At 68.8% G+C, this 20943-nt stretch carries 21 protein-coding genes and 2 pseudogenes; 12 read left to right on the forward strand and 11 right to left on the reverse strand.

All coding sequences use genetic code 11. The features are described 5' to 3' along the window. The first annotated feature begins 766 nt into the window (after positions 1 to 766). Entirely contained in the window at positions 767 to 1864 is a 1098-nt protein-coding gene (locus tag ACTWJ9_RS31245; RefSeq protein ID WP_279331618.1) for an integrase core domain-containing protein, read from the forward strand. A gap of 450 nt (positions 1865 to 2314) precedes the next feature. Beyond that, complete coding sequence (locus ACTWJ9_RS31250) at positions 2315 to 4129, forward strand: acyl-CoA dehydrogenase family protein (RefSeq protein WP_387035123.1); 1815 nt, start codon at positions 2315 to 2317, stop codon at positions 4127 to 4129. A gap of 218 nt (positions 4130 to 4347) precedes the next feature. Here ACTWJ9_RS31250 and ACTWJ9_RS31255 read toward each other — a convergent pair whose 3' ends face one another. Further along, the gene (locus ACTWJ9_RS31255) at positions 4348 to 4764 is read right to left on the reverse strand and encodes a hypothetical protein (protein WP_443296039.1); all 417 of its coding nucleotides are present in this window, start codon (positions 4762 to 4764) and stop codon (positions 4348 to 4350) included. Positions 4765 to 5004: 240 nt separating this feature from the next. Between ACTWJ9_RS31255 and istA the strand changes: the two are divergent. From istA to ACTWJ9_RS31270, 3 genes and pseudogenes are all read left to right on the forward strand, one after another. Further along, positions 5005 to 6171: pseudogene (gene istA, locus ACTWJ9_RS31260) on the forward strand (IS21 family transposase); the annotation flags it as partial. Positions 6172 to 6378: 207 nt separating this feature from the next. Further along, positions 6379 to 7119 carry an SDR family NAD(P)-dependent oxidoreductase gene (locus ACTWJ9_RS31265; protein ID WP_443296126.1) on the forward strand — a complete coding sequence of 247 codons (741 nt, stop codon included), beginning with the start codon at positions 6379 to 6381 and terminating at the stop codon, positions 7117 to 7119. A 265-nt stretch (positions 7120 to 7384) separates the two neighbouring features. Continuing rightward, positions 7385 to 8200: an IS5 family transposase gene (locus ACTWJ9_RS31270; protein WP_443296040.1), complete on the forward strand. Its 816-nt coding sequence runs from the start codon at positions 7385 to 7387 to the stop codon at positions 8198 to 8200. On the opposite strand, the gene ACTWJ9_RS31275 is transcribed toward ACTWJ9_RS31270, so the two are convergent. Continuing rightward, positions 8172 to 8642 carry a hypothetical protein gene (locus tag ACTWJ9_RS31275; RefSeq protein WP_443296041.1) on the reverse strand — a complete coding sequence of 157 codons (471 nt, stop codon included), beginning with the start codon at positions 8640 to 8642 and terminating at the stop codon, positions 8172 to 8174. The two genes, ACTWJ9_RS31270 and ACTWJ9_RS31275, sit on opposite strands and share 29 nt — an antisense overlap. Before the next feature lie 145 nt (positions 8643 to 8787). On the opposite strand from ACTWJ9_RS31275, the gene ACTWJ9_RS31280 reads away from it, so the two are divergent. Genes ACTWJ9_RS31280 through ACTWJ9_RS31290 form a run of 3 tightly spaced genes read left to right on the forward strand, consistent with a single transcriptional unit; the run spans position 8788 to position 10289 of the window. Next, on the forward strand, positions 8788 to 9114 hold the full coding sequence (locus ACTWJ9_RS31280; protein WP_443296042.1) for a hypothetical protein: 327 nt from the start codon (positions 8788 to 8790) through the stop codon (positions 9112 to 9114). Next, positions 9111 to 9875, forward strand: a complete 765-nt coding sequence (gene istB / locus ACTWJ9_RS31285; RefSeq protein WP_443296043.1) for an IS21-like element helper ATPase IstB — start codon at positions 9111 to 9113, stop codon at positions 9873 to 9875. The genes ACTWJ9_RS31280 and istB overlap by 4 nt, the downstream gene beginning before the upstream one ends. A gap of 39 nt (positions 9876 to 9914) precedes the next feature. Further along, entirely contained in the window at positions 9915 to 10289 is a 375-nt protein-coding gene (locus ACTWJ9_RS31290) for a hypothetical protein (RefSeq protein WP_443296044.1), read from the forward strand. Positions 10290 to 10645: 356 nt separating this feature from the next. On the opposite strand, the gene ACTWJ9_RS31295 is transcribed toward ACTWJ9_RS31290, so the two are convergent. The 5 genes and pseudogenes from ACTWJ9_RS31295 to ACTWJ9_RS31315 all read right to left on the reverse strand — a co-directional run bounded on the left by ACTWJ9_RS31295 (position 10646) and on the right by ACTWJ9_RS31315 (position 14477). Next, positions 10646 to 11023 carry an MmyB family transcriptional regulator gene (locus tag ACTWJ9_RS31295; protein WP_279331620.1) on the reverse strand — a complete coding sequence of 126 codons (378 nt, stop codon included), beginning with the start codon at positions 11021 to 11023 and terminating at the stop codon, positions 10646 to 10648. A 427-nt stretch (positions 11024 to 11450) separates the two neighbouring features. Continuing rightward, entirely contained in the window at positions 11451 to 12020 is a 570-nt protein-coding gene (locus tag ACTWJ9_RS31300) for a hypothetical protein (protein ID WP_443296045.1), read from the reverse strand. 49 nt (positions 12021 to 12069) lie between these two features. Beyond that, positions 12070 to 13223, reverse strand: a pseudogene (locus ACTWJ9_RS31305) (IS630 family transposase). Between the two features lie 414 nt (positions 13224 to 13637). After that, positions 13638 to 13844 carry a TerD family protein gene (locus ACTWJ9_RS31310; RefSeq protein ID WP_443296127.1) on the reverse strand — a complete coding sequence of 69 codons (207 nt, stop codon included), beginning with the start codon at positions 13842 to 13844 and terminating at the stop codon, positions 13638 to 13640. Positions 13845 to 14021: 177 nt separating this feature from the next. After that, positions 14022 to 14477, reverse strand: coding sequence for an Lrp/AsnC family transcriptional regulator (locus tag ACTWJ9_RS31315; protein ID WP_387035117.1), 456 nt, complete (start codon positions 14475 to 14477; stop codon positions 14022 to 14024). A 108-nt stretch (positions 14478 to 14585) separates the two neighbouring features. Between ACTWJ9_RS31315 and ACTWJ9_RS31320 the strand changes: the two genes are divergently transcribed. After that, positions 14586 to 15932, forward strand: a complete 1347-nt coding sequence (locus ACTWJ9_RS31320; RefSeq protein ID WP_279331623.1) for an aspartate aminotransferase family protein — start codon at positions 14586 to 14588, stop codon at positions 15930 to 15932. A gap of 79 nt (positions 15933 to 16011) precedes the next feature. Here the strand turns inward: ACTWJ9_RS31320 and ACTWJ9_RS31325 are convergent, their stop codons facing one another. Next, a complete protein-coding gene (locus ACTWJ9_RS31325; protein ID WP_443296128.1) occupies positions 16012 to 16332 on the reverse strand; it encodes an Lrp/AsnC family transcriptional regulator in 321 nt (106 codons plus the stop codon). A gap of 472 nt (positions 16333 to 16804) precedes the next feature. Here ACTWJ9_RS31325 and ACTWJ9_RS31330 point away from each other — a divergent pair, with 472 nt between their 5' ends. After that, positions 16805 to 17449 carry a transposase gene (locus ACTWJ9_RS31330; RefSeq protein WP_387035111.1) on the forward strand — a complete coding sequence of 215 codons (645 nt, stop codon included), beginning with the start codon at positions 16805 to 16807 and terminating at the stop codon, positions 17447 to 17449. Further along, a complete protein-coding gene (locus tag ACTWJ9_RS31335; protein ID WP_387035109.1) occupies positions 17449 to 17736 on the forward strand; it encodes a hypothetical protein in 288 nt (95 codons plus the stop codon). The genes ACTWJ9_RS31330 and ACTWJ9_RS31335 overlap by 1 nt, the downstream gene beginning before the upstream one ends. Before the next feature lie 252 nt (positions 17737 to 17988). On the opposite strand, the gene ACTWJ9_RS31340 is transcribed toward ACTWJ9_RS31335, so the two are convergent. From ACTWJ9_RS31340 to ACTWJ9_RS31350, 3 genes are all read right to left on the reverse strand, one after another. Beyond that, positions 17989 to 18522 carry a 2'-5' RNA ligase family protein gene (locus ACTWJ9_RS31340; RefSeq protein ID WP_279331626.1) on the reverse strand — a complete coding sequence of 178 codons (534 nt, stop codon included), beginning with the start codon at positions 18520 to 18522 and terminating at the stop codon, positions 17989 to 17991. A 497-nt stretch (positions 18523 to 19019) separates the two neighbouring features. Next, a complete protein-coding gene (locus tag ACTWJ9_RS31345) occupies positions 19020 to 19808 on the reverse strand; it encodes an IS3 family transposase (protein WP_387035107.1) in 789 nt (262 codons plus the stop codon). A 235-nt stretch (positions 19809 to 20043) separates the two neighbouring features. Continuing rightward, the gene (locus ACTWJ9_RS31350; RefSeq protein ID WP_279331628.1) at positions 20044 to 20271 is read right to left on the reverse strand and encodes a hypothetical protein; all 228 of its coding nucleotides are present in this window, start codon (positions 20269 to 20271) and stop codon (positions 20044 to 20046) included. Positions 20272 to 20758: 487 nt separating this feature from the next. On the opposite strand from ACTWJ9_RS31350, the gene ACTWJ9_RS31355 reads away from it, so the two are divergent. Beyond that, positions 20759 to 20935: a hypothetical protein gene (locus ACTWJ9_RS31355; protein ID WP_279331629.1), complete on the forward strand. Its 177-nt coding sequence runs from the start codon at positions 20759 to 20761 to the stop codon at positions 20933 to 20935. Positions 20936 to 20943 lie beyond the last annotated feature (8 nt).

The following is a 20943-nucleotide window of genomic DNA, read 5'->3' on the forward strand; positions in this document are numbered from 1 at the left end:
GGCAGGCGTCGCAGAGTGGAGCCCCTGGCAGGGCTCTACTCACGGATCAGCTGGCTCCTAGAGCTCCAGACAGCTCGTCCCGAGCTCGCTGAGCGTCTGCCAGTTGCTCCCTCACTCTGTCGACGACTTTGGGGTCACCCGATGCACCTCGTTCGACGAGTGCCTTCGTGCAGGTGAGTGCGTAGTGGTCGAGTGCCGCGCGCATCACGTCCTGGTGTTCCTTGAGGAACCGTTCCGCGGGAGTCATGCGGAAACCCTAACTATCCGAGAGGGGCAAGAAGTGGCTCTTGGCCGTTCTGGTCCCGCTCTGAAGGAGCCTCAGGAGTACCCGTCTCACTCAATCCAGTCGCCGCAGTTCAGGGCCCTCCCGCCGACTAACTTCGCTGAGAACAAACAGCGACGCACTACAGGAACTCGGCGTCAGCCGGGCGAGAGGACGTGTGATGTGGAGCGTGAAGGACCTGGTACGGGACGTCGTCCGGCGCCAAGGCGACAGGCTGACTGCCGCGCTGAAGCGCGCTGCTCGTAGGCGGGCATCATCCGCTACAGTTCTGCCCTGCTCCGCCATCGCATCTACATCCACTACACGCTCCGTTACGATAAGCGTTACGGTTTGTGCCACGCGGCACGGAGGGGGCGTTGCCCTTGCCGAAAACCTCATCCGCCGAGGTAGGAGCCGGTGTGCGGGATGCGCGGGTTCTCGAGCACGGACGCTGGAATCGGTGCTCTCGCGGGACTGGCGATCACCCCGGCATGATGGCTGCTCGTGCTGCTACGACTGGCTTACCTGACCGTGACGAACGCGTTCGCCGTGCTGCGCCTGCTGCCCATGAGCGACCGGGACATGGAAACGGAGATCCTCGCCCTCCGGCATCAGATCACGGTGCTGGAGCGCCAACTCGGTGGCGAAAAGGTTCGGTTCTCCCCGAACGATCGCGCGTTCCTGGCGGCGTTGCTGCACCGCCTGCCCTCGCAGGTGCTGCGCAGGATACGGCTGGTGGTGCGTCCGGACACCGTGCTGCGCTGGCACCGCGATCTGGTCGCACGCCGCCACGCTGCGCGCTCCCGGCCCAAGCGCCCGGGAAGGCCGCGGACCGTGCGCTCCATCCGGCTGCTGGTGCTGCGGCTCGCCCGCGAGAACTCCAACTGGGGATACCGCCGCATCCATGGCGAACTCCTCGTTCTGGGCGTTACGGTGGCCGCCTCCACCGTCTGGGAAATCTTGAAGGAGGCCGGCATCGACCCGGCGCCCGAGCGGGCCTCGAGCACCTGGGCGGGCTTCCTGCGTTCCCAGGCCGACGCGCTCCTGGCGTGCGACTTCTTCGAGACCGTCACCTTGTCCGGGGCCCGCTTGTACGTGTTCGCCGCGATCGAGCACGCGAACCGCCGGATCCGGGTCCTCGGCGCCACCGCGCACCCCACCGCATCCTGGGTGACGCACGTCGCGAAGAACCTCGTCATGGACCTCGAAGACGCCGGCTGCCGGGCCAGGTTCCTGATCCGGGACCGGGACGGGAAGTTCCCGCGGTTGTTCGACGAGGTACTCAAGGACGCGGGTATCGAGGTGGTGCTCAGCGGAGTACGGATGCCGCGCATGAACTCAATCATGGAGCGGTGGGTGCAGACCTGTCGGCGCGAGCTGCTGGACCGCACCCTGATCTGGAACCAGCGACACCTGCTCCACGCGCTACGCGAGTTCGAAAACTTCTACAACTCCCACCGGCCCCATCAAGGCATCGCCAACGCCCGCCCGCTACGCCCCTTGCCGATGCCGATCAGCGATCCGAAGCAGATCACCCGCCTCGACATACGACGACGCCAACGACTCGGCGGCATCCTCCACGAGTACCGACATGCCGCATGACCTGCGCGGATGAGCTTTTCGGCAGGCGCAGTGCTCCCGCAGCCAATCGGCCGGGAGCCGCTGACTGAAGCCCAACCGCGCCGCTTCCTGCTTCAGCAGGAGGAACTGGTCGGTGTCCACGGCTCGGATCGTCCGCGGCAGCACTGCAGTCATGCCGCGATCATGCCACCAGACGACGCCGGTGGGGCCAGCTCGCACCGACAGCCGGGGCCACTTGAAACCGTCACACCGCCCCAATCGATCTCTGGGTGGGGCCACTTCAGACCGTCCGAGTGGGGCCGACTCAAACCGTCACGGCCACCGAGGGCTTCACCGCCGAGGTGATGTGCCGCTTCCTGGACCGGCTCGCAGGCCACTTCGACTCCAATGGGCAACTACCACCGTTCGGCCTGTCTCAATCGTGTTGATCACCATGCTGTGGCGCCTGTGCATCTGGGCTACGTTTCCGGAGTGATCGATTCCCCCCTCTCCAGCAAGACAAGCCCCCTGCCTGCGCTTCAGGTTGCCCTCTTCGGCACGCAGGCTGAGCAGTTCCACGGGCCGTGGCGCGAGCTGTTCAGCTCTGCTCCCTTCGCCTTCCAGGAAGGACTCACGCACCGGGAGCGCACCGAGCTGTCCTATCAGCGACTCCACTTGGTCAATGAGGCTGTTTCCGATGCTCGGGCTCTGGTTGCCGACGCCGCTTCCCTGACCGCGTTGCACGAATGGGCAGGGGTTGCCGATGCCGGCATGGCAACGATCGCGAGCATCCACTTCAATCTGTTCCTCGGCAGCCTCCTGGATCACGACCATGAGGACCGGAACCTGACGCCCTACCTCCAGATGGAGCGTCTGGGGACCTTCCTGTGCACCGAGCAAGCGCACGGCAATGACGCTTCCCAGCTGGAAACCACCGCCACGTTCGATCGGGCGTCAGGCGGCTTCGTGCTCGACACCCCGTCTGACGGCGCCCGAAAGTTCATGCCCAACACCAGTTCCGTAGGCGGCGCGAAGGACGCACTCGTCGCGGCCCGGCTGATCGTTGACGGGGACGACAAGGGCGTGTTCCTGTTCCTGACCCCTCTCAGCGACAGGAACGGGCAGCATCTGCCGGGTGTTGAGGTCTGGGACCTGCCCCAGACCGGAAGCGCTCCCGTGGATCACTGCACCACAGCGTTCCGCAGCGTCCCCCTGCCGTTCACCGCCATGCTGCAGGGGGAGCATGGACGACTCCGCCCGGACGGCCAGTTCGTCAGCTCCCTGGGCAACAGCCGCAAACGGTTCCTCCATTCCATCGGTCGCGTGACCATGGGCAAACTCTGCATGAGCGCATACAGCCTGGGAGTGACACGGCACGCCTTGGGCATCGCCGTGCGGCACGCCCACACCCGGCAGACAGCAGGAATGACCAAGGGGCAGCGGGTGCCCCTGATGTCACATCGGAGCCACCACACACCGCTCCTGGACGCCCTTGCCTCGACTTACGCAGCCACATTGCTGCACCGGTCCGTTGTCCGGCAGTGGAGCCAGTCCACGGAGGCCGACCGTGAGGACTGCGAACGGCTGATAGCCGTCGCCAAGGGGTGGATCACATGGCGGGCCCGGGCCGTCATGACGGAGTGCCGCGAGAGGTGCGGTGCGCAAGGGCTCGCTCTGGCCAACGGCATAACGTTCCAGCTAGCCGCCAACGAGGGCACGATCACCGCCGAGGGAGACAATCTTGTCATCTGGACCAAGGCGGCCGGGGAGATGCTTCTGGGGGGCCTCACCCCGAAGCCGGCCAGTGAGGCACTGCCCGAGGATCGCTCGCTGCGCGATCCGCAGCACTTGCAGGACCTCCTGGCGGACGTAGAGCGAATATGGCACGAGCGGGCGCGTACGCGGCTGCGCACCAAGGGGGCTCGCTCACCCCTGGAACGATGGAACACAACGGTCACCCCGGCCCTGAAACTCGTCGACGCGCATGCCCATCGCCTGGCCGCCGAGGCTCTGCTGAGTGCGTCCGCCCAAACCGCATCGGCACACGCCCGGTCGCTGCTCGTGGACCTGCACGGCCTCTTCGCCCTTCGCGAAGTGGCCGCCCACAGCGGCGACCTCCTGGCGCAAGGGCGTCTGACTACAGATCAGGTCTTGGATCTGCCGGACGTCGTCGAGAGTGTCGTCGCCGACCTCGCACCTCATGCGCTGGAGATGGTTGAGGCGTTCTCCGTGCCTCACGGACTTTTGGACCGCCACCCCATACTGCACCCGGACGGTTCAAGCGGCCTCGCGCCGGCCCTGCCATGACTTCTGCGTACCTGACGGACCTCGTTGCGGCTGGTTGAAGCAAGGTTCCTCGCCGTCGACAACGTCCCATGAGGGCGGTTGCCGTACGTGCCTGACGAACTCTCGGATATTCGTGAGGCACGTACGGAGGTCGGCACTTGTCTCACGCCTCGGCGCGTCTCGGGGTGACGCGCGGGCGGGAGGGCCCGCCACCGGTGCGGGCCCTCCGGGCACCGGCTTCAGAAGTACATCGCGCGGTGGGAGGTGTAGGTGAACCTGTCACCGGCGCTCAAGGCGTACACGACGCGTCCACAGAAGTCCTGATACTCGGCTTCTTGCGTCGCATCCAGCGTGATGGCCGGTACCGGCCCGGACGGCGCTCCACGCCCAATGGCCCTGAGGAGGCCGGGCGGTGTCTTGAGCTCCATCACATCCAGTACGCGTCCGAAGTCACCGACGAGACACCGCATGCTCGTCTCCTCCGCCAGCTCGTCGAGCGCATCGGTGAGCCGGCCAGTTTCCCGTTCCGCTCGAGCGAGCATGGTGTGACAGGCCCGCAGGGTGTGCAGATACTCCGCCGGGACGTCCACGGAGTACAGGCACGTCAGCGTGTCGACGGTCAGGCAATTCCCCACGATCTGCATGATCAGCGTCACGTAATTCCCCACCCCCGTGGTCACGACTCCCCACCGGGACGCTGACCACCGGGGATGCCGCCAACCGTGCCCGAATCGGTGCGATATTCCCTGTTTAGGGTGGTTTGAGTAGCTGCTTGCCATTCCCTGTGAATCGGTCGGGTTCCCCATGGGCGTGCCGGTGCCGGGTTGAGGACCTGGACCTCTCGGAGTCGTCGCGGTCCCTCGATCCGCGAGCCGAGAGGCCGACGGACACGCCGGATGGCAAGGAGAACGTTCACCGTGGTCGACATCGTCGAGATCTACGTGCACTGGTACGCGGGCCGCTCCAAGAGCCAGGTGGCCGCCTCGCTGGGGGTGGACCGCAAGACGATCAGGAAGTACCTGGCGCCGGCGGAGGCGGCCGGGATCACCGCGGGCGGGCCGCCCATGAGCGAGGCGGACTGGGCCAAGCTGCTCAAGAGCTGGTTCCCGGAGCTGGCCGGCCGGAAGCTGAACCAGGTCAGATGGGCAGAGATCGAACCGCACCGCGACGACGTCAAGGAACTGCTGAAGACCACCACGGTCACCACGATCCACCAACGCCTGCGGGACGAAGGCAAGTTGCAGGTGTCCTTGTCGACGTTCCGCCGCTGGGTGCACGAGAACCTGCCCGAGGAGGCGGCCCGCTCCAAGGTCACGGTGCTGCGGGACGACGTCGAGCCGGGCTCGGAGGCCCAGATCGACTATGGCTTCCTGGGGCAGTGGATCAACCCGGCCAGCGGGAAGCGGCACCGGATCTGGGCGTTCGTGATGGTGCTGCCCGCCTCCAGGCACATGTTCGTGCGCCCGGTGGTGCACATGGACCAGCACGCCTGGACCCTCGCGCACGTGGAAGCGTTCCGCTTCTTCGCAGGTGTCCCGCGGCGTCTGGTGCCGGACAATTTGAAGACCGGGGTGGACAAGCCGGATCTCTACGATCCGCAGATCAACAAGTCGTATGCCGAACTCGCCTCTTACTACGGCACGTTGGTGGATCCGGCCCGGGCCTCGAAGCCGAAGGACAAGCCCCGGGTGGAGCGGCCCATGCCCTATGTCCGGGACTCGTTCTGGAGCGGGCGGACGTTCACCTCGCTGGAGCACATGCAGGCCGAGGCCCTGCTCTGGGCGAGGAACGTAGCAGGTCAGCGCCAGTGTCGCCCGCTGGACGGCGCGAAGCCGCTGTCCGTGTTCGAGGCGGTGGAGGCCTCGGCCCTGCTGCCCCTGCCGCCCGAGCCGTTCGTGCTGGCCCGATGGTCGAAGGCGATGGTCGGCCCGGACATCCACGTCAAGGTCGGCCGCACTCTCTACTCGGTGCCCTGGAAGCTGATCGGCCGCCGCGTCGATGTCCGCTCCACCGCCACCATGGTTCAGATCTTCCATGAGGGGGAGCTGGTCAAGACCCACGCCGCCCTGGAGCAGGGCAAGCGCACCGACAGAGGCGACTACCCGCCCGAGAAGATCGCCTTCCAGATGCGGACGCCGATCTGGTGCCGCGGCCAGGCCTCAGAGGCCATCCGCTTTCCGGTCAACCGGCTTGATCAGTCGAACAGGGTTCCTGTTCGGGTGTTCCTGTGGTGGCCCAGGTGTAACGGCCACCGTGGCAGGATCCGCGGCATGGGGATTGAACAAGCGGATCGGCCCGTCGCCCTGGTCACCGGCTCGACGTCGGGGATCGGGGAGGCCGTCGCGCGGAGGCTGGCGACAGACGGGATACGGGTCGTCGTGCACTCACGGCGCAGTGCGGAGGCCGGGGAGGCGCTGGCGGCGGAGCTCGGCGGGGCGTACGTGCGGGCGGACCTGGCGGTGGAGGACGAGGCCCGGGGGCTGGTCGAGGCGGCGCTCGGCCGGTACGGGCGGCTGGATGTGCTGGTGAACAACGCGGGCATCAGCTGGCCCATCCCGCACGACGACCTGGCCGCGGCGACACCAGCGGACTGGCGGCAGCTACTGGAAGTCAACCTGATCGCGCCATGGGTGCTGTGCACGGCGGCACTTCCAGCGCTGCGCAGTTCCCCCGTGGGCGGCAACATCGTGAACGTCACCAGCCACGCCGGGGTGCGCCCCAAGGGCTCATCGGTGCCGTACGCGGCGAGCAAGGCCGCGCTGAATCACGTGACCCGGCTGCTCGCGGCCGCGCTCGGACCCGAAGTGCGGGTCAACGCGGTGGCACCGGGGCTGGTGGACACGCCGATGACGAAGGACTGGGCGCAGGCGCACGAGCTGTGGCGGGACCGCGCGCCCATGCGCCGCCCGGCCCAGCCCGCCGATGTGGCCGATCTGGTGGCGCCGCTGATCGCCAGCACATATCTCACCGGCGAGGTCATCGTGCTCGACGGCGGGCTGAATCTGACCTGAGAAGCCCTCCGCTCGCAACGGGCTTGTCTGGTCGAACAGGGTTCCTGATCGGATGATCGCGCCGGTGGCGGTGCATGACGGCAGGGCCTCTTGGTAGTTCAGGGGTGCGATCCCGTCCGAGCAGTCCCAGGAGGACCTGTTGCCGCAGTCTTTCGCGCTCGCGTCCGTGGAGTCCAACTCGCCGTCACGGACGTGTGACTGTCTCGTGCACCGGTTCGGGAACGCGGCGGACCGGCCGGACCGCATCCCGTGCTACGGCTCGGACATGACGGAGGCGGAGTGGCAGGTGGTGCGGGAATCGCTGCCTGTTCCAGCATGGCTGGAGGGGCGGGGCGGCCGGCCGGAGGGCTACTGCCACCGGCAGATGGTCGATGCTGTGCGCTACGTGGTCGACAACGGCGTGAAGTGGGCGAACCTGCCGAGGGACTTCCCGCCGTTCAAGCGGGTACACGCCTTCGCCCGCCGCTGGCAGGTCCAGGGCCTGCTCACCGAGCTCCACGACCGGCTGCGCGACCGCGTGCGTGTGAGGGAAGGGCGCTCTGCGGATCCGAGTGCGGCGATCGTGGACTCGCAGTCGCTGCGGGCAGCGGCGAACATCCCACGCGCCACCTCCGGCTGGGACGGCGGGAAGAAGGTGGGGGGACGCAAACGGCACCTGGTGGTCGACTGCCTCGGCATGGTCCTGGCCGTCGCAGTGACCGCGGCAAGCGTGCAGGACCGCGACGCCGCCGTCCCCCTGCTCGAAAGGCTACGCAAGAGGTACTTCTCCATCCGCATGGTGTGGGCGGACGGCGGCTATGCCGGGCGCCTGGTCGACTGGGCGACGGAAAGGCTCCAGCTCACGTTGGAGATCGTCAGACGCAGCGACGACACCACCGGCTTCGTGGTGCTGCCGCGCAGGTGGGTGGTGGAAAGAACGCTCAGCTGGCTGATGCGTTCGCGTCGCCTTGCACGCGACTACGAGACGCTGCCGGCCATGCACGAGGCCATGGTGCTGTGGTCGATGACCATGCTCATGAGCGGCCGTCTGGCCGGACGCCGCCCCGGTGCCGTCAGCCGACCGGCGTCCCGAGCGGGGTGAACACTCCCGGCCGCACCTGCAGGGCCCACCCCCGCTCCACCAGGCGCTTGGCCTTCGACCGCAACCCCTCGACCTTCGCCGGGACCGCCTGAAGGCCCAGGGCTGTGGCCAGTTGCTGACAGCGCATGCCTTCCCGGCCCGCCTCCGACTCCAGCACGGACATGATCCGCTGGTAATCCGGAGGCAGGACCGACGCTGTCATACCCTCGGCCCAACGCGACACCACCGACCCCGTCACCGCGTTTGCCACCGGCTCCGCGACCGCAGGAGCCGGCTCGGCCAGCACCTCGGCCACCGTCACCCGGGCATCGGCCAGCCGTGCCAGCCTGCTCTCCGCCTCGACGAGCGCCGCCCGCACCCGCTCGGCCTCCTCCTGCAGCCGCGCCACCTCTTCCCGGACCTTCTTCTCCCGGGCCTCCAGCAGACCGAGCACCGACGGCACCAGCCACCTCCACGAGCGAGACGAACGGACGAACCACGCCCATCTCTCCCACCACCAGCCGGAGTTCACACCCACCCAGCCCGAACCAAACGATCACGTTCGGAAAGCGGATGGCGTCTCACAGGTCGGGGACGCCTGCCGGGAGGTGATCGACCAGTTGTTGGAGGTCAATGCCCTCTACCGGCTCCGGGCCGCCCAGGGAGTGCTCGGGCTGCGGAAGAAGTACGGCGACACGCGGCTGGAAGCCGCCTGCCGGAAGGCGGTCGCGGTCGGTGATCCGTCCTACCGCACCATCAAGGGCATCCTGGTCGCCGGCACCGAGACCGACCCGGAACCGGAGACCGGCGACGCCGGGGCCGCGGCCTTCCTGCACGGGCCCGAGGGCCTGTTCGCCGCCACCGTCCCCGCCCAGATGCCGGGCGAGGTCCACGACGACCAGGACCGCGGTGACGCCGAGGAGGCCGCCCGATGAGCGTGATGACCACCGCCCTGCGCGACTCGCTCAAGACGCTGCGGCTGTCGGGGATGCTCGAGACGCTTGACGCCCGCCTCACCCAGGCCCAGGGCGGCGAACTCGGACACCTCGACTTCCTCCAGGTCCTCTGCCAGGACGAGATCAGCCGCCGTGAGACCGTCGCTCTTGAACGCCGCCTGCGCAAGGCGAAGTTCGAGCAGCAGGCTACCTTGGAGGGCTTCGACTTCACCGCCTCCCCGAAGCTGCCGGCCGCCCAGATCCGCGACCTCGCGGCCCTGCGCTGGCTCCACTCCGGCGAGTCCGTCATCCTGTTCGGACCCGTCGGCGTCGGGAAGACACACGTCGCCCAGGCCCTCGGCCACCAGGCCGTCCGCCAGGGCGCGAACGTCCGCTTCACCAAGACCAGCCGCATCCTGGCCGAGCTCGCCGGCGGCCACGCGGACCGCACCTGGGACAAGCGCCTGCGCGAACTCATCCGCCCCGACCTGCTCATCCTCGACGACTTCGCCATGTGCCAGCTGACCGCACCCCAGGCCGACGACCTCTACGAACTTGTCTCCGAGCGGCAGGGCCGGTCCCTGATCATCACCAGCAACCGGGCGCCCAGCGACTGGTATCCGCTCTTCCCCAACCCCGTCGTCGCCGAGTCGCTGCTGGACCGGCTGATCAACGCCAGCCACCAGGTCATCATGAACGGCCCCAGCTACCGGCCCAACAAGCGGCCCAAGAATCCAACGGACAAGCCCCCGACCAGCTAGGGCAGTCCACTCGCATGAGCGTGTGAGAAGGTCACGCACATGATCGAATCCTGGACCCTCGACGACGGCACCGCGCCAGCGTCGCCCGCTGCGGTGCTGGCGCTGCTTCGAGAGCGGATCGCAGATGGGCAGTTGGAGACATTGCTGACCAGTTCACGCGGTCGTTCGCTCGCCGTGATCACCAACACCGAGCGCGCGATGGTGATGCTGCTTGACGACGAAAGCGATCCAGGCGAGCACGCCGTCACCCTGGAAGCTGCCGGCAGTAGCGGAGGGTTTGTCCTCGCCAACGGTCAGAACGACGAGTATCCCGACAAGGACACAGTGCCCCTTACAGAGGCGCTGCGGATCATCAGCCACATCCTTGCCGCGGGTGCCCCACCGGCTGACGCAGCCTGGTCGATCGACCGATGAAGCGGGCAAAGGGTGGGGAATTGCGTGACCACACCCCCTGGGGAATTACGTGACCGTCGACACAGCTGTCGGCCTCGCGAGTCGTGCAGGGCATAGCCTTTCCGGCCCCCCCTGCCCTCGGGCCGCCGGGACCAGGTCCTGCCACTGGAGCAGAGGCGGAAAACTCTGCTGAATTTCGCCCCATTTGCAATACGCAGTGCGGATCATCAGGTCCTGTCCATCACTCAGATCGTTTCGGTAGAAGTGATACAGGTTGTACAACAAAGGCTGCTCGATCCCGATGAACATACCGAGGAACACCGGATCGTCCGGGACCAAGAGCCGCATCGAGATCCTCCCTCCTGGCGTTGGTGGTGCTACTGGGCAGCGGACTCAAAGAGGATGGTCAGGACGCTCACCCCGACAGCACGGGCAGCCATGAACCGCGCCGTTCCCTCACCGTGCATCGGATGGCGCAGAGGGTGCGCCTGGCCGTTCAGACCCCGGCTTGGCTCGGCGACAATCTGCTGCAGAGCCGGGTCACGGACGGCGTCCGCATACAGAGCCCGCACCGTGTCGTCGGCCGGATACCGGTAGCGAGCCAGCCTCAACTCAGCGAGCAAATCCGGCGCCCAGCGCTTGTCCCAGTTCACAAGGACCGTTCGCGTTTCCTCCGAGAACAGCGCCCAGCGCCACAGGTTCGCCGGCTGCCCTCCCTTGGAGAACATCTGCGGGAACGACTCGTCGGATGCCACCAGGAGCCCCCCCGGGGGTCACGGCACAGGCCATCTCGCGTTGCCCGTTCAGGACCTCCTGCCAGTGCGGCGACGGATCTTCCACGAGGAGCACCGGGTCCGTCCCGTACAGGTTCAGGTGGGCGATCCGCAGATCGTGCGTCGTGAACCCGAGCAACTGCGCAATGCGCATGAAAACGTCCGGAGGGGGATGTGACGTTCCGGCCTCCACCTTCTGGTGCACACCAGCCCCGCCCCCGCGCAACGGAGGAGGTCTCGCTCCGCGAACCCCTGCGCGCTGCGGGAGGGCCTGCGGGAGATCTGCACCGCGCCTGAGCGCTTCGTCGACGTCCACCTGCCGCAGCCCTTTGGTACGCGGTCCACCGCGGCGGCTACCCGACCACGGCTCCGGTGCTCTGACCGCACAGGTTCACCGAGTTGAGTGCGCTCAGCCGGGCCGTGCCGCCTTCCACGTCCACGACGTCCGGCGGGGCAGACCGTCCAGGTCCCCTCGTCCGGTGCACCACAGCAACACTGGGACGGGCTCGCCGGGCGGGGCGTCGGGGAACAGCCGGTCGAGCACGGCCGCCCATAGCGGTGTCGGCGGCAGCCAGTCCACGCCCAGTCCGCGGGTGATGTCGTGGATGTGCAGCAGGATCTCGGCGACGCCCATCGCCGCGAATCCCGTCGGGTCGCACGGGCCCCGGTGCCAGGCCCGCAGGGACGGGTCGGCGGTGGCCAGCGCGCTGCCGGGCAGGCCGCCGCAGGCGGCGGCCACCTGCAGCGCCTCGGCAGGCGAGGCGGTGGGGCGCACGCGCAAATCGAAGAGGAGGTAGGCGTCGGCCGGGCGCGCGGCGAGCTGGCCTGCGTAGGCCAGCAGGTCGTGGCCGATGTGTGAGGCGGTCTGCCGGCAGTTCCACTCCAGCGGGCCGGCCGGCACTGTCCAGTCCTCGTCCGTGCGAGGCCTCAGTACCTCCAGCATCTGCGCCACGGCGGCCTGAACGTCTTGGTGGTGCATGCGGTGCTCCTCGCAGGGCACGTTGTGATGGGCTGTGCTGTTCGTTCGTTCAGGCCGCGGCGGTGATGGGTCTGCCGCCCCAGCGGATGCCTTTCTCGCTTCGGCTGCGGGCGCGTTCCTTGCGCTGGGCAGCGAGGACGTCGGGGTGGCGGGCGTTCTTGTTGCGCCAGCGCAGGTAGGCGTGCAGGGCACGGGTCTGGACGGTGTGGTTGGGGTGGTGGGAGTTGGCGACGGTGAACTGCCGCAGTGGTCCGAAGTGGGCTTCGATCGGGTTGGCCCAGGACGCGTAGGTCGGGGTGAAGCACAGCTCGACCCGGTTCTTCTTCGCCCAGCGCCGGATCGTCTGGCCTTTGTGGGCGGAGAGGTTGTCCAGGATGACGTAGATCGGGGCGCCGTCCGGGCGGGCCGCGCGGATCGACTTCAGTGCGGCCAGGGTGTTCGCGGCGCCCTTCTCGCGTCGGTTGACGCCCCACAGGGTGTCGTCGCCGATCGAGTAGCAGCCGTGGAAGTAGCGCACTCCGTGGGTGCGGTGGTAGGTCGCGGGGTGACGCTCGGGGTGACCGGCAGGTGCCCACGACGAACCAGGGGCGGGGCGGATACCGAGCGGGCCGAACTCGTCGAACGCGAACACACGGTCCGGGAAGCGGTCCAGGACCTCCTCCATGCGATCGAGCTTGGTGGCGCGGTCCGGGTCGGGTGACTCCTTCCACGTCTTGGTGCGCTGGAGGTGATGCCGCGGCGCGCGAGCAGGCACCGTAACGCCTCGCGGCTGATCCGGATCATGTGGCCGGGCACGCGGCGCAAGTTAGGCGGCGAGTTTGCGGAGGGACCAGCGGGTAAAGGGCTGGCCGAGCTTGGTCGGGCGGGTGGTGGCCGTCGCCACGGCGAAGTCCTCGTCGTCAGGACTGAGCGGGCGGGAGGCCCTCCTCCCCCGGGCGGAGCCTGGGGGGGACGGCCTCCCGCCCACCGAGGGTCCAGACAGGCCAGGCCGATCTCGTTGAACCGGTGGATCAGGTCCCGGACGGTGTCCTCGTCGGCCTGCACCAGCTTCGCGCTCACCGGCACCCGGTTCCCGCCGGCCGAGGCCAGCAGCATCATCGCGCGCCGGTACCACACCGAACTGGTACTTCCCCGGCGCACTATCTGCTGCAGCCTCTGCCCCTCCTGGTCGGTCAACCTGCGCACACGGACAGGCTCAGCCACCACACCCCCAGCGGTCGGATCGGACGTCACTGCACATCCAACCGCCCGGACCACCGACCCGGCGAACCTATGCGGTCAGAGCACTAGCGGGCCCGGGGCCTGCCGCTCCAGCTTCGTCAGGTCGACCGCGGCGGCCTGTCCCGTTGTCGTGCATGTCTGCGCAGGGAGCGGCACGGCAGAGGGCTCGGGGTCGGCCTCGACGCCGTAGTCGGTTGCCAGTCCCGCAAGGCCAGAGGCATAGCCCTGTCCCACGGCCCGGACCTTCCAGCCGTACCGCGGCGGTACAACTCCGCCAGGAGCACGGCGGTCTCCCCCGAGGTGAAGTCCGGCGCGGTGAACGACGCCGACGGGGCACCGTTCTGGGTGAACGTCAGCTGAGGGGCTCGGGTAAAGACAGCGCCTGGTTGCGGCGGATCAACGCTCACGTCCACGCCTACACGGTGCACGTCGGCCGGCAGGCGAGAAAGCTCCGCAGTGAACCGCCGCGCCCTCGACGGATACACCGTCCTGGGCTGGATGGTTGTAGAAGACCAGGTCGTGATCGCCACGGACCTTGCCGTCGGGGCCGAGCAGCAGCGCGGACGCATCCGCCGAGAGTCCCTGTACGGACACCGACAGCACCGTCCGCGCTGTCAGCAGCGCCGTGTTCTCACCCTTACGCAGCGACGTCGCCGGGTCTGTCAAACGAGAGGCCCGGATCGGACACTGAGACCTGCGTCTGATGCGAGAAGCTTCGGGCGAGAGTGTCGCCTGGCTCGGGGACGAGATAGGCGAAGTGACGGGGGTGCGGTGCTGTCGTCACCTTCCGGGCGGGGGCACGTCGGCTTTGAGGGTTTTCATCGCGAAGCGGGACTGGAGCTTGGCCAGGCCCGGCAGGGCGAGCAGCCGTTGGGTCATGAACTGCTCGTAGGTTTCCAGGTCGGCGACCGAGATCAGCGCGTGGTAGTCGGGAGCGCCGAACATGCGGCGTGCCTCGACGATTTCGGGGAGGGCCACCAGTTCGGCTTCGAAGCGCTCGACCGTGGTGCGGGCCTGGTCGGTGAGTTCGAGGTCGACCTGGACCTCGAAGCCGCGGTTGAGGGCCTTGGGGGCGATGCGGGCGTGGTAGCCGAGGATCACTCCCTGCTCTTCCAGGCGTCTGACGCGGCGCAGGCAGGGTGAGGGCGTCAGGCCGATCCGGTCGGCGAGTTCGGTGTTGGCCAGGCTGCAGTCGCGGCGCAGTTGCTCGATTATTGCGCGGTCGGTGCGGTCCACGCGTGAAGTATGCCGAGGAAGCTGTCCGGTGGGCAATGTTTGCAATCGGGTGCTCGGCTGTTTCTCCTAGCCTCGCTGCACTCCCTGTTTCCGAGGCGAAGGCAGGACATGAGCGCACCCACCGACCAGTCCGCGGCCGTCCGTCGTGTCGGCTCCGCCGATGAGTTCTGGGCGACGGCCCGTCGTCATCTGGTCCGCTACGCCCGCAGCGACTTCTCACCGGCTCTCATCGAACGGGCCGCCGGATCGTATGTGTTCGACAGCGACGGACGGGCCATCCTCGACTTCACGTCGGGACAGATGAGCGGGCTGCTGGGGCACTCCCACCCTGCCATCGTGGAGTCCGTCAGCCAGTCCATCGCCACCCTGGACCACTTGTTCAGCTGGATGCTGAGCCGGCCCGTGGTCGATCTGGCCGCCGCCCTGGCCCGGACGCTGCCGCCCTCCCTGAGCAAGGTGCTGCTGCTGAGCACCGGCGGCGAGTCGAACGAGGCGGCCATCAAGATGGCCAAGCTCTCCACCGGCGGGTACGAGGTCGTCGCCTTCGACCAGTCGTACCACGGCGTCACCCATGCCTCGTCGGCGGCGACCTACGGGGTGTCCCGGGCCGGGTACGGGCCGGTGGCGCCGGGCAACATCGTCGTTCCCACGCCGAACGCCTATCGGCCGTTGTTCACCCGCGACGGGCGCCACGACTGGCAGGCCGAACTGGACCACGCGTTTGCGATGGTCGATCGGCAGTCCACCGGCAGCCTGGCGGCCTTCATCGCCGAACCCGTCCTGAGTACCGGCGGCGTCATCGACCTGCCGCCGGGTTACCTTGCCGCGCTCAAGCAGAAGTGTGCCGAGCGCGGCATGCTCCTCATCCTCGACGAGGCCCAGACCGGGCTGTGCCGCACGGGCGACTGGTACGCCTTCCAGCGCGACGGCGTCACGCCGGACATCCTCACCCTGTCCAAGACCCTCGGGGCGGGGCTGCCGCTGTCCGCCGTGATCACCAGCGAGGAGATCGAGGCGCGCTGCCACGAGCGCGGCTACTACTTCGCCACCACCCACGTCTCCGACCCGCTGCCGGCGGCCGTGGGCCTGGCGGTCATCGACGTCCTCACCCAGGGCGCCTACGACCAGACCGCGCGGCGGCTCGGCGACCGGCTCCAGCGCGGCCTGAGTGAACTCAAGGACCGTCACGAGCACATCGGTGACGTCCGCGGACGCGGGCTGCTCCAGGGCGTCGAACTCGTCACCGACCGCGACACCAAGGAGCCGGCCGGCGACTTCGGCAGCGCCGTCACCGACGCCTGTTTCCGTCTGGGCCTGCACCTGAACATCGTGCAGTTCCCCGGCAGCAGCAGCATCCTGCGGCTGGCGCCCCCGCTCACCATCACCGACACCGAACTCGACCGCGGCCTGGACATCCTCGACCAGGCTCTGACCGCCGCCGCACAACGCCGCTGACCACATTCGCATCCCGGCAGCCGTCCGGCTGCCGGACCGGTCCCGCACCGAACTGCACCGAGCGGCCGGGGTCTGAGAGTCAGCCCTCGGCCTTGATCGTTTTCATGGTGAGGTGGGACTCGAGGCGGAGGACGGCGGGGTGGCCGGTGAGCTTGTCCATGACGAAGGCCTCGTGGGCGGCGTCGTCGGCGACGGCGACGCGGACGAAGTGATGCGGGCTGCCGTACATACGGCGCAACTCGACGACTTCGTCGTACGCGGCGACGGCGGCCTCGAACTCCTCGATCGTCGTGCGGTCCTGGGCATGGATCTCGACGTCGACGAGGACTTCCATGCCGCGGCCCATGGCCTCGGGGTCGCTGACGGCCCGGTAGCCGGCGATGACGCCGGCCTCCTCCAGCCGCTTGACCCGCCGCCGTCACTGGCGGACTAGACGGCACGGTCCGCATCCGGGACCTCAACAAGCGGGTCTCCTCGCGCTTGCTCCTGCCCGCAATGGCGGGCGCTCTGGACATAACGCCCGCCGGGATCCTCGCATGCGGCACTAATTGCGACATTGGCATACTTACGGTAAAGGCGGGCGTAAAAGCTACCTGTATTTAGCTTGGCGTTTACTGGCTTCGGCGCTTTGAGGTCCGACCGGACTCTGCTGCGCGATTCGCTGCGGGGGTGAGGGCGGGTTGATGAGGATCTTTGAAAACGGCCAGGGATACTCGTCGCCCCACTCGGTCCGGAGTCCAACGGAGTGGGGCGTTTCAGAAAGCGTTGCCGACCGGGGCCGCCCGCTCGTGGAGTGTGCGGGCCGTGCTGGCCGGTCAAGGGCGGGCGGTGTCATCGCCTCGAAGCGACAGTGCGGGTGAGAAGGGTTGCCCGTGGCCGTGCGGAGACCGTTGACGCGTGAGGAGCGTGAGGAGATCGCGGTCGGACGCGCCCAAGGTGAAGGGGTGCGGGAGATCGCCCGGCGGGTCGGCCGATGCTCGTCGGTGGTCAGCCGGGAGCCGGCACGCAACTCCTCGACGCGCGGCTACCGGGCATCGACGGCCGACAAGCGGGCGGCGACGCGGCGTCGGCGGCCTCAGCAACGCCTGCTGGACGACAACGTGCTGCTGCGGCAGCCGGTCCTGGCCGACCTGCGGTACGGGCGCACGCCGAACCAGATCGCGGGCCGTTTGGAACTCGAGGCCCAGGACACGAGTGTGGCAGTCATGGAAGGCTCGCTCCCGGCCGGCGGGGAAACGATCTCCCACGAGGCCGTCTGCACGTGGATCTACGCACCGCCCAAGGGCGAGCTCGCCCGGCTGGGCGTGATGCTGCCCAGCCGCCGCACTGCCCGCGGCCCCCGCCGCAGGCCCGATGCGTCCCAAGGAGCCGGATCGCCGGCCTGCGCTCGATCCACGACCGTCCCGCCGAAGCTCTCGTCCGCCGGGTCCCCGGCCGCTGGGAAGGCGACCTCGTCGTGGGCAGGAACGGCGCTACCGCGGCCGCGACCCCGGCCGGCCGCGCCACCCGCTTCCTGATGATCCTCGCCCTGCCGAAGGGCGAGAACGCCGACGGCCTGTCGACCGTGCTCACCCAACAGATCGACGGTATGCCGGAGTTGGTGCGCAAGTCGCTGACCTGGGACCAGGGAACCGGGAGGGGACGGCATGCCGCGCTGGCCCTGGCTACCGGCCTGGACGTCTGCTTCGCCGACACCGGGCGTTCCGTCGGGCCGCACGGCCCAAGGAACTGCTCGACCGAACGCTCCCGCCGCAGGGCCCCGAGGATGAACGACTCCGTCAAGTACCGCACCCGGTCACCATAGGGTGCTCATCTCGTCGGCAAGCTCGACGATCAACAGGAGCATCAACGCCGTGCTTGCGGGAGGCGGGCGCATCTTTCCTGCCCGGTGGTGGGCTGCGCTGGGTCAGCGGCTGGGCGGACGCGCCCTCCAGGGGGGCGGAGGCAGGACGACCGGATCAGGGAGCGCTGTGGCTGCAGGGGCGTTGCGGACGGTGCCGCCGGCCGCTGGGCTGCCCCTTCGGCGGGGGCGCTGGCCGGTTGGTGTCGGGGCGTCTCAGGGGCGGGGCTCGATCACCTCCAGGGCGCCGGTGTGGGTGTCATAGCTGCGCAGGGTGATGAGCCGGGCCGACAGCGGCGGCGCCGGCAGCAGTTCGGGGATGCGCCGGCCGGCGAAGGCACCTGCCCGCCGGGTACGGCCGAGGGTGATGTGCGGGCTCCAGCGCCCGGGTTCGTGGAATGGGCTGAGGGTCTCGGGCGGGCTGTCCGAGGCCACCGCCTCCCATACCCGGCGGTGCACGCCGGCCAGCGCGGAGTCGGGATCCAGCGACCAGGCCAGCACCGAGGTGGGCCTCTCGAAGCGGACCACGCCGGTGAACCGCACCGGCAGCGGCAGGGCGGCGGCCACCTCGGCGAGCTCCCAGCGGATCGGGGCGGTCAGCTCCGGGCAGGCGGCCAGGGTGAGGTGCGGGCTGTTGGTCGGTGAGCGGTGGCGCGCCTGACTGGGCAGCCCCGCGTCCGCGAGCCGCCGCCAGGCCTTTCGAACCGCTAGTTCTGCCGCCTCGTCCAGCAGAAGCTCGACCGTGCGCACCGCTGCAGCCTACCGGTGGTCTGTGAGTGAGCAGGTCCTCGCGGGCAGGCCGCGCTGTTCAGGAAGTGGGGCGGAAGGCAGTGGCAGGGCCGATGACGCCCGGGGAGGGGCCGCCGCCGGTGGCGCCGGGGCATCCACCGGGCCGCATCCTTCCGGTTCCTCTGTTCGCCGTGCGCCGTGTCTGGGCTGCACCTTGTGCCGTGCGGGTGGCGGGCGCCCGTTCCGCGGGCCGGGTGCCGCGGTGGGAGGCTTGTGGGGTTTCTGTGTGGGGCCGGGGTTCTGGGGGCGGTGCTGCTGGTGTGCGGTGGCCTGCTCCTGGCTGTGGTTGTGGGAGGGGCCGTGCGGCCGGGGTCGAGGGCGGGGTGGTGGGCGGTCCGCTGCCGTTGGTGGTCACGGATCTGCTCGATACGGCGGCTCGGCTCGTCGGGATCCGTGGTCTGCATCAGGTCGGTGAGGTTCTCGTAGCACACTGAACCGCCCCGGGTTCGGCAGAGATCTCACATTGTGGTTGTGACCTGGGGTTTCTTGGATTCCATGGAGTGATCGGCCTCGTCCTCGACGGGTGGGACGGGGGCTGTCTCCCCGTGGAGCCCGCGGTGGTTGTGCCAGTCGGTCCACACCGGCGGTGGCCGGCTCGATGGGGAGAGGGTCTTCCAGGGCCGCTGCGGCTTGAGCCGTTCGGTTTTGCACGGGCCGATCGTGCTCTTCCTCGGGGCGTTGTCGTACGCGTCGCCGGCAGATCCGGTCGGGGCCGCGATGCCGGCCGCATCCGGGTGTCCGGCCGGCCGGACACCGGTGTATTGGCTGTCCGCATCGCTGTGGTGTGTCAACTCGCCGCGAACATATGGATATTCATCGCGGTCGCGCTGCCACAGCGCGGTCTTCAGAGTGTCCAGGACGAGCCGGGGCTCCTTCGGCGTCGCGGCGGGCCGGCCGGCGATCCGGCGGGAGAAGGTGTCGAGGGCAAAGGCGAGGTGGACCACTGCGGGCCAGGTGGCCGCGTGCGTGAGATCCCCGGCCCGGCAGCGATTCGGAGCGCCGGCGGCGAAGTCGCGGTCCACCCGGCCCGGTGCCCGCTCGGCCTGCTGGTCCGGCATCGTGGTGAGCACCCTCTTGCCGCGGACGGCGCCGGCGATGCCCGGCTCGCGCAGCAGCCGCTCGGCGGTGCACCGGGCCGCCTGATGACCCCGGCGGGTCGGCTCCCGCCAGATCTTCCGGGCGCCGTGGACACGGTGGTTGTCGGTGTGGACCTGGCGGATCAGCTTCTTGAGCTCCGTGTCCCGCACAGAACGGGCGGGCGGGGCGGCCGGGCGTTTCTTGTGGGCGCGGGAGGCGGACGGGGCGATCGTGCAGTCGTGTTCGGTGAGTGTCCTGCAGATCGGCTCGATGCCGCCGAAGCGGTCCCGGTGCTCCTCGAGGAACGCTGCGGGCGTGTGGGGGGCCGGTCGGGCTCGGCCGCGAAGGAACTCGCCGCGGCCTTGAGGATCTCGTTGGCCCGCTTCAGTTCGGCGTTCTCCTTCTTCAACGCCTTGAGCGGGCGGACTCCTCCGTCGTCGTCCCCGGACGCGGTCCTGCGTCGATCTCGTGCTGCTTCACCCGGTTCCGCAGCGTCTCGCGGGAGCCGGTGCCGAGCTTGTCCGTGACCGCCTGCAAGGCGGCCGTCTCGTGCGCGTGGTCGTCGCGCGCCTCGGCGACCATGCGCACCGCATGCCGGCGGAGTTCAAGGGGGTGACGGGAAGGTCGTGCCATGACTCGATCCTTATGGCGAGCCGGGGCGGTTCACCGGCACGACACCACCCCACCCCAGGGGGCGCAGACGCCTCGGTGGGCGCTCCGGGCGCCGCCGATCGGCAAAAGGGCTCTGGAGGCTGATCGGCGTGCGGGGGGCCGGGCAGCGCCGCCGTCCTCTTTCCCCTTCTCACGCCCCAGAGCAGCGCCGGACTCGCCGCCTGTGCCGGAGTCATTCGTCGCCGCCCGGCCCGCTGACCAGCACCCATGCTGAGCCGTGGCACCGATCGGCACCGCCTCGGGCGTGCGCCCGGTCATCGGGCTCTGCCCACCTTGCGGGTCCCAAGTCCGCCGGGTGCGGTGCGCCGCGGGGCTCGCGGCGCGGCGGGGCCGAGCGGTGCCGAGGCTTTGGCCGATCCTCCAGCATTTTCGACTTATTGCCCCGGAACGCCATCCAAGTCCCGCTCTGAGACGTATCCCGTGTGGAGTAATTTTCAGGAGGAACGCAATGGCTATCTTCAGCAGTCTGATGCCTGCCCATCGCCGGGACCGCAACAACGACACGTCGCGCCGCGACGACTTCTCGGGGCATGGTCACGGGCACGACCACGGGCACGACCACGGCGACCGCCACGGGCACGACCACGGCGACCGTCGCGGGCACGGCTACGGCTACGGCCACTAGTCCCGTAC

Source organism: Streptomyces sp. GDS52, assembly GCF_052246875.1.
Taxonomy (GTDB): domain Bacteria; phylum Actinomycetota; class Actinomycetes; order Streptomycetales; family Streptomycetaceae; genus Streptomyces; species Streptomyces cathayae.

What these genes read in the sequence shown, in the direction of transcription:
- ACTWJ9_RS31355 (WP_279331629.1), top strand. Translation starts at nt 20,759, where the DNA reads ATGGCTATCTTCAGCAGTCTGATGCCTGCCCATCGCCGGGACCGCAAC.
- ACTWJ9_RS31335 (WP_387035109.1), top strand. Translation starts at nt 17,449, where the DNA reads ATGATCCTCGCCCTGCCGAAGGGCGAGAACGCCGACGGCCTGTCGACC.
- ACTWJ9_RS31300 (WP_443296045.1), bottom strand. Translation starts at nt 12,020, where the DNA reads ATGCACCACCAAGACGTTCAGGCCGCCGTGGCGCAGATGCTGGAGGTA.
- istB (WP_443296043.1), top strand. Translation starts at nt 9,111, where the DNA reads ATGAGCGTGATGACCACCGCCCTGCGCGACTCGCTCAAGACGCTGCGG.
- ACTWJ9_RS31290 (WP_443296044.1), top strand. Translation starts at nt 9,915, where the DNA reads ATGATCGAATCCTGGACCCTCGACGACGGCACCGCGCCAGCGTCGCCC.
- ACTWJ9_RS31350 (WP_279331628.1), bottom strand. Translation starts at nt 20,271, where the DNA reads ATGGCACGACCTTCCCGTCACCCCCTTGAACTCCGCCGGCATGCGGTG.
- ACTWJ9_RS31320 (WP_279331623.1), top strand. Translation starts at nt 14,586, where the DNA reads ATGAGCGCACCCACCGACCAGTCCGCGGCCGTCCGTCGTGTCGGCTCC.
- ACTWJ9_RS31265 (WP_443296126.1), top strand. Translation starts at nt 6,379, where the DNA reads ATGGGGATTGAACAAGCGGATCGGCCCGTCGCCCTGGTCACCGGCTCG.
- ACTWJ9_RS31270 (WP_443296040.1), top strand. Translation starts at nt 7,385, where the DNA reads ATGACGGAGGCGGAGTGGCAGGTGGTGCGGGAATCGCTGCCTGTTCCA.